Below are 6,280 nucleotides of genomic sequence, written 5' to 3' on the forward strand. Positions count from 1 at the left end.
GGACATGGCCCCTCTCTCACCTGGGGCTGAAGGCTGAATTACTGACGGCGGGCAGAACCCCGTCCCAGCAGCCACGCCAGCCCGCCGCCCAGCACCAGGCCCCACACGGCGCTCCCCACGCCCAGGAACGTCACGCCGCTCGCCGTGATCGCCAGCGTCAGGAAGGCCGCCTCGCGGCCCCGCTCGTCCCTCAGGGCCGCCGTCACGCTCGCCAGCGTGGTCGAGACGAGCGCCAGCCCGGCCAGCGCCGCGACCACGGGGGGAGGCACCGCGCCCACCGCGCCGACCACCCAGCCCGCGAACACGCCCAGCAGCAGGTAGAAAAAGGCGGCGCTCAGGCCCGCGACCCAGCGCCGCCCGGGTTCGGCGTGCGCTTCCTCGCCCGCCGCGATGGCCGCCGTGATCGCCGCGAGGGTGGTGGTGTGTGCCCCGAAGGGGGCCGAGAGCAGGCTCGCCACACCGGACCACGTGATCAGCGGGGAGGTCGGGACGCGGGCAAACCCGCACGCGCGCAGCACCGCCACCCCCGGCAACTGCTGCGAGGCGAGGTTCAGCACCGTCAGAGGCAGCGCCAGCGTCAGCACACCGCGCAGGCTGAACTCGGGCGTCGTCCAGACCAGTGTGCCCAGGCCGCCCCCCGTCAGCGGTCCGACCGCCCCCACCGCCAGCGACAGGGCCGCCCCCGCCACCAGCGCCGCCGGCACCGCCCAGCGCGGAAACCACACGCGCCCCGCCAGAAATACCAGCAGCATCCCGCCCACCGGCACCGGGGTCTGCGGGAGGGCCTTGAATGCGCCCAGCACGAACGGCAGCAGCACCCCGGCCAGCAGCGCGTTCGCCAGCGCGGGCGGGATGCGCGCCGTGACCCGCTCGAAGGCCCCCGTGACGCCCAGCCCCGTCATCAGCAGGGCACTCAGCACGTAGGCGCCCAGCACCTCCGCGTAGTTCATGCCGCGCGAGGCGGCCAGGGAAGCCACCAGCGCGAGGCCCGGTGTGGTCCAGGCCATCTTGACCGGGGCGCGGTGCCGCCAGGTCAGCACGGCCCCCGACACGCTGATGGCAAGGTAACAACTCAGCACCCAGCTCACCGTCTGCCCGTGCGTCAGCTCGAAGTCCCGCGCGGCGCCCACCAGCAGCCCGATGCTGCTCGCCGCGCCGACCACCACCGCCACGAACCCCGCCGTGATGGCCGAGGCGGAGGCGTCCCGCCGCAGGTCAGTCAGGGCCGTCACGGGGTCAGCCGCTCCGCCCGGCCACCCACCCAGAGGTCGGCCGCTCCGCCCGGCGTGGGGGTGAACTGCACGGTCAGGCGCGAGGGGGTACCCGGTTTCCGCTGCGCGCCCCGCAGCATGTTCGTGTCGGGCGGCAGCCGCGCCTCTGCCCCCAGTGCCCCGACCAGACAGGCGAGCATATGGCTGCTTGCCCCGTCCTCCAGAAAGCCTTTCAGCGGCCCGAAGGCCCGGAAGCTCACCTCTGCCCGGTCCGGTCCGCCGGGCGTGAACAGAATCAGGCCGGTCGTGCCCGTCGCCCGGTTCACCGCCTCGACCGCTTGCGCGTCCGGCGTGAAGGCGTCCAGCACCGCCAGGTCCGTGACCTCCACCACCAGATTCGGGCGGCCCGCCGAGGCCACCTGAACGCTTTTCGCTGTAACTCGAAGCGCGGAAAGGTCCACGCGCGGAGCCTCCGCCGCCCTCACGTCGCCCTGACGCAAAAGCCACTCGCCGCCGCACAGTTGCGCGGGGACGACCTCGCCGCCCATCCGCACGTCCACCACGTCCAGCAGGCCGCCCTGGGCTTGCAGAAACGCGAGAGCGGCCAGCGCGCCGGAATCCGAGCCTTGCTTCTCCTGTCCGGGGGTGAACACCCTCAGCGTCGCGCCCGACAGGTCCGCCACCTCCACGAAGACGCTCAGCGGCGCCCCGGAAGCGGCGGCCCTGGCCTGAAGGTCGCCGGAAGCGTCGGGAAAGACGGCCACAGCTTTGCCGCCTGCCGAACGGGGTGGGGAGAGGACGCGGTAGAGGGCGGGGGAGGTGGCGGAGGTCATCTGCCCGTCATTTCAGCACGCCGCACGTGCGGGGCGAGGCGTGTTGCCTGACCCTCTGTGCCTGCCGCTCAGACGATGTCGCTCCAGTGGACGGTGTGACAGCGGGGGCAAATGCCCAGGAGGATATTGCGGCCGAGAGCCGAAGCGCGCGCTTTCGGCTGGGAAGCGGAACAGGTCGGCGTAGGCGTCGGCCTGCCTGTACAGCTCTGCCTGCTCGTCATGGTGTGGGTTCCGGGGCATCATGTCCCCTCACGCGCAGCCCACGGCGATGAATCCCTTTCCAGCCTACGCCCGCACCCACTCCCGCAATACCTGCTCCAGGTGCGCGTCGTCCAGTTCGCCCTCCTCGGCCAGGGCCTTGATGTGGTCGGTCACGCGGCGTAGAGCGTCCTCGCCGTAGTGCAGGCCCAGTTCCCTGGCCTTGTACGCGATGGCGTGCTTGCCCGTCACCTTGCTGGCCGCCTGGATGCGGCGGCCCACGCCGAACACGCCGGGCGGAATCGCCTCGTAGGCACCGGGATTCAGGTAGATCGCCTTGAGGTGCATGCCCGCCTTGTGGTTGTAGGCGAATTCGCCGGTCAGGTAGTTGTTCCAGGGAATCGGCAGGTCTATGAGCCGCGCGATCAAGCGGTCGAGTTCGGGCAGCAGCTCCAGGTCGTACTTGTCCATCAGCCCCTGCGGGTCGAAGGTGAACATCCGCGCCAGGAAGCCCCCCAGCGGCGTAATGCCGTTGCGCTCCCCGATGCCCAGCACGGTCGTGTCGATGTGGGTGGCGCCCGCCTCAATGGCCTCGTAGGCGTTGGAGACGGCGCAACCGGTGTCGTTGTGCCCGTGGAACTCGATGCCGCACTCGGCGTGAATCACCTTGCGGACCTCGCGCACCAGCGTATAGACCTGCCGGGGCGTGGCCACGCCGACCGTGTCCGCCAGCCCCACGCGGTGAACCCCCAGGTCGGAGACGGCGCGGTACACCGCCATCAGGTCCGCCTCCTCCGAGCGGAAGGTGTCCTCGGCGCTGAAGCGAATCTGGAGGTCGGGGCGATTCTGCTTGATCCAGCCGATCACCTGCGAGGCCGTGTCGATAATCTGCGCGATGCTCTTGCCGTGTGAAAACTCCCGCAGGAAGGAACTGGTGCCGAACAGCAGGTCCAGTCCGTCCACGCCCAGGTCCACCGCCCGCTGCACGTCCTTCAGGTGGCAGCGGACGTGCGTCAGGATCTTGGCGTTCAGGCCGAGCGAGGTCAGTTGCCGGATGTCCGCCTGCGTCTGGGCGCTGACCATTGGCGTGGTCACCTCGATGAACTCCGCCCCGAAGGCGTCCAGCAGCCGGGCAATCTCGGTCTTGTCCCCCGTTTTGAAGTTCCCACGCGCGAACTGCTCGCCCTCCCGCAGCGTCGAGTCGATGATGGCCCACGAACGGGCCGGGATCAGGGGAGAGGAGGAATCTGGAGTCATAGGAGGTCTCGTGAGACGCATTCTGTCCCTAAACTTGATAAATGTCAATAAAGCCTACGAATAGTTTTTCAAATGATAAGAAGTTTGCTGTCTCCGCTGACTGGCGAGCGGCCCCCGGCCTGACGGGAAGGCGGTGGAAGGTCCGGGCTGACCCGAACGGCCCCGGAAGCTGTTCCTACCTGTCCGGCGGCGTTCTGGGGACATGGGGCCATGGAGCGACGGAGGGGCCGCCCCCGGTTGTGCGGAGCTGAAGTCCAGTGGCTGGAGCGGACAAGTCCGGCGAAATGCCCCACCCTTGCCTGTCGGCGGCATAGGGCGCTTCGTCGTTGGCGCTCTCCCCATGCCTGAGCGCCCATCCGGATCATCCCCGTCGTCATCCCCGGTGCGGCGGGGCTGTCCGCGCTGGCGTGATTCACGGTTGACGCCGCTCCGTAGAATGACCTCGTGGGCTGTTCTGTCCGCAGAACCCCAGGCTTTGCCTCGGTCGGCCGGCAGAGAGACATTAGACGACGACCGCAGGTTCAGATTCCCCTCCGCTTCTCCCTGCCTTTTTGGAGGTCCCATGCGTGTACGCTGCCTGCCCCCCCTGTTGCTCCTGACCAGCCTCGCGTCCGCGCAAAGCTACCGCGCGGTGGACGTGACCTTGACCTTCGATTCTGGCCCGATGATTGTGGCGCTGAGCAACCATGCCAGCCCCATCCTGGGGGCGCAGAAACCGAAAGTCGTGAACGGCGTGGCCTATGTGGGCGCACGTCAGGACTCGGGGTTCTGGGAAGTCGGTCTCAGCCCGAAACTGCCGCTCGCGCTCACTATCAACCAAGGCTCAGGAAGTCAGGACCTGAAGGTGCGGGGCCTGCCCCTGACGCGCCTGAACGTGAAGATGGGATCTGGCCCCGTCATGATGCAGCTGCCCGCCGCGTCCTTTACGGCCCAGCTTCGTCAGGAAAGTGGCAGCCTGGACATTCACGTGCCGCAGAACACCGGGGTGAAGCTGGTGCTCCAGCAGTTCAGGAGCGGCGCATTGACGGTGGAAGGAAAGGACATCGCCGCAGGGCAGAACCTGGGCGGCACGTATCAGACGGCCAATTATGATGCGGCCAGATACAAGGTGACGGTGAATCTGACCTGGGGCAGCGGCGCCGTGCAGGTGCACACCCCCGGGCAGTAAGCCCGGTCGGCCACCGCTGGGACCGCACGCGCCATGGCCCGGTGTGAGGGTGGGCCATCAGAAGGGGAGTCCATGCTCAGGCGGAAGCTTCCAGGGCCGGTCCGCTCATGGCCCAGCGCTTTCCTCAGCACTTTCCGGCCTCTTCTGCATCAGGGCCGTCCGCTTGCAGCGTGCCACCACCTCGCCGCGCTGGTTGATCGCCCGGTGTTCGACCGTGACCAGACCGGCATTCGGGCGGGATTTGCTCTCGCGGGTTTCCAGCACCTCCGACTCGGCCCGGATGGTGTCGCCGTGAAAGACGGGCTTCGGGAACACCACGTCGGTCAGGCCCAGGTTGGCGATCAGGGTGCCCAGCGTCAGCTCCGGCACGCTGAGGCCCACCAGCAGGCTGAGGGTCAGCATGCTGTTGACCAGCGGCTGCCCGAACTCGGTCGCGGCGGCGTACTCGCGGTCGAGGTGCAGCGGCTGCGGGTTCATGGTCATGGTCGTGAAGAACACGTTGTCGGCCTCGGTGACCGTGCGCGTGACGCGGTGGCGGATCACCGTGCCGGGCGTCAGTTCCTCGAAGTAGCGGCCCTGCGGGCGGTTCAGGTCGTCATTCACAGCGGTTCTCCCCTGGCGTGCAGCGTCGCCCGCGCTTTGGCGAGCATCGGTTCGTCCACCATCTGCCCCTCGAAACTGAACGCGCCCCGGCCTTCCCGCGCGGCGTCATGGGCGGCGGTCAGCAGGCGGCGGGCGCGTTCGGCATCCGCGTCGGTCGGGCCGAAGATGTCGTGGGCCAGCGCCACCTGCGCCGGGTGGATGCACAGCTTTCCGCCGTAGCCCAGTGCCCGGCCCTGCCCCGCGTCCTCACGAAAGGCGGCCTCGTCGTTCAGGCGCGTGACTACTATGTCGAGGGCATGGACCCCGGCCAGTCGTGCGGCGAGCGCGACGTGCGAGCGGGCATACAGCACTTCCAGATTGCCCGGCGTGCGCGTGCCACCCAGGTCGGTCGTGTAGTCCTCCGCGCCGAAGTAGGCCCAGGCGACGGGGGGCACCATGATGTCCCGCGCGTTCCACACGCCCGCCCCCGTCTCCAGTCCCGCCAGCAGGGGCAGGTCCAGCCCCCGCGCGGCCAGCGCCCCCGCCACCCGCCGCACGTCCGCCGCCGACTCCAGCTTCGGGACGACCACGCCCGCGAGTTCCGGCGTCAGGACCGTCAGGTCTTCTTCGAAGAAGGGCGAGTGCGGCGCGTTCACCCGCACGAAGACGGCCAGGTGGGGTGCGGCGGCGATCAGGTCCCGGGCGGCGTCCCGCGCGATGGGGCGGGCCGCCGCTTTCGCTTCTGTTGTGGCCGGCACGGCGTCTTCCAGGTCGATGACCACCGCGTCCGGCTGACTGCGGGGCAACTTGGCGATCAGGTCGGCGCGGTTGCCCGGCGCGAACAGCACACTACGGGGCCGGACGACTTCGGCGCTCACGCCGACCCCCGTCCGTCTTCCCGGCCCCCTGGCAAACAAGCGTTCGTTGGCACGCCCCCCAGCATACGGGAGGGACGGCCAGCCGAATGCCCGCCCGGGCAGCGTCATCTCTAAAGTTCCCCACAGGAAAGAGGCGGGACTTCCGCCCCCGGC

The 6,280-nt window shown here is 69.2% G+C and carries 6 protein-coding genes; 1 reads left to right on the top strand and 5 read right to left on the bottom strand.

What is annotated here, in order from left to right:
- Positions 1–38: 38 nt before the first annotated feature.
- The 3 genes from DEIPH_RS07490 to lysS form a co-directional block, all read right to left on the bottom strand.
- On the bottom strand, positions 39–1,232 hold the full coding sequence (locus DEIPH_RS07490; RefSeq protein ID WP_034356267.1) for a benzoate/H(+) symporter BenE family transporter: 1,194 nt from the start codon (positions 1,230–1,232) through the stop codon (positions 39–41).
- Entirely contained in the window at positions 1,229–2,044 is an 816-nt protein-coding gene (locus DEIPH_RS07495) for a PhzF family phenazine biosynthesis protein (protein WP_034356270.1), read from the bottom strand. Before DEIPH_RS07495 ends, DEIPH_RS07490 begins: the two co-directional genes overlap by 4 nt.
- 285 nt (positions 2,045–2,329) lie before the next feature.
- Entirely contained in the window at positions 2,330–3,499 is a 1,170-nt protein-coding gene (gene lysS, locus DEIPH_RS07500) for a homocitrate synthase (protein ID WP_034356272.1), read from the bottom strand.
- 562 nt (positions 3,500–4,061) lie between these two features.
- Here lysS and DEIPH_RS07505 point away from each other — a divergent pair.
- Positions 4,062–4,667 (top strand): DUF4097 family beta strand repeat-containing protein, encoded by a 606-nt coding sequence (locus DEIPH_RS07505; RefSeq protein ID WP_034356275.1) that lies wholly within the window; start codon positions 4,062–4,064, stop codon positions 4,665–4,667.
- Positions 4,668–4,772: 105 nt separating this feature from the next.
- Here the strand turns inward: DEIPH_RS07505 and DEIPH_RS07510 are convergent, their stop codons facing one another.
- Together DEIPH_RS07510 and DEIPH_RS07515 are read right to left on the bottom strand one after the other, a co-directional pair.
- A complete protein-coding gene (locus tag DEIPH_RS07510; protein WP_034356278.1) occupies positions 4,773–5,270 on the bottom strand; it encodes a MaoC family dehydratase in 498 nt (165 codons plus the stop codon).
- Positions 5,267–6,127, bottom strand: a complete 861-nt coding sequence (locus DEIPH_RS07515) for an HpcH/HpaI aldolase/citrate lyase family protein (RefSeq protein ID WP_034356281.1) — start codon at positions 6,125–6,127, stop codon at positions 5,267–5,269. The genes DEIPH_RS07510 and DEIPH_RS07515 overlap by 4 nt, the downstream gene beginning before the upstream one ends.
- Between the last annotated feature and the right edge of the window lie 153 nt (positions 6,128–6,280).

The organism is Deinococcus phoenicis (genome assembly GCF_000599865.1).
GTDB lineage: Bacteria > Deinococcota > Deinococci > Deinococcales > Deinococcaceae > Deinococcus > Deinococcus phoenicis.

Excerpts from the sequence above, each read along its gene's own strand:
- DEIPH_RS07495 (WP_034356270.1), bottom strand. The coding sequence starts at position 2,044 with ATGACCTCCGCCACCTCCCCCGCCCTCTACCGCGTCCTCTCCCCACCC.
- lysS (WP_034356272.1), bottom strand. The coding sequence starts at position 3,499 with ATGACTCCAGATTCCTCCTCTCCCCTGATCCCGGCCCGTTCGTGGGCC.
- DEIPH_RS07505 (WP_034356275.1), top strand. The coding sequence starts at position 4,062 with ATGCGTGTACGCTGCCTGCCCCCCCTGTTGCTCCTGACCAGCCTCGCG.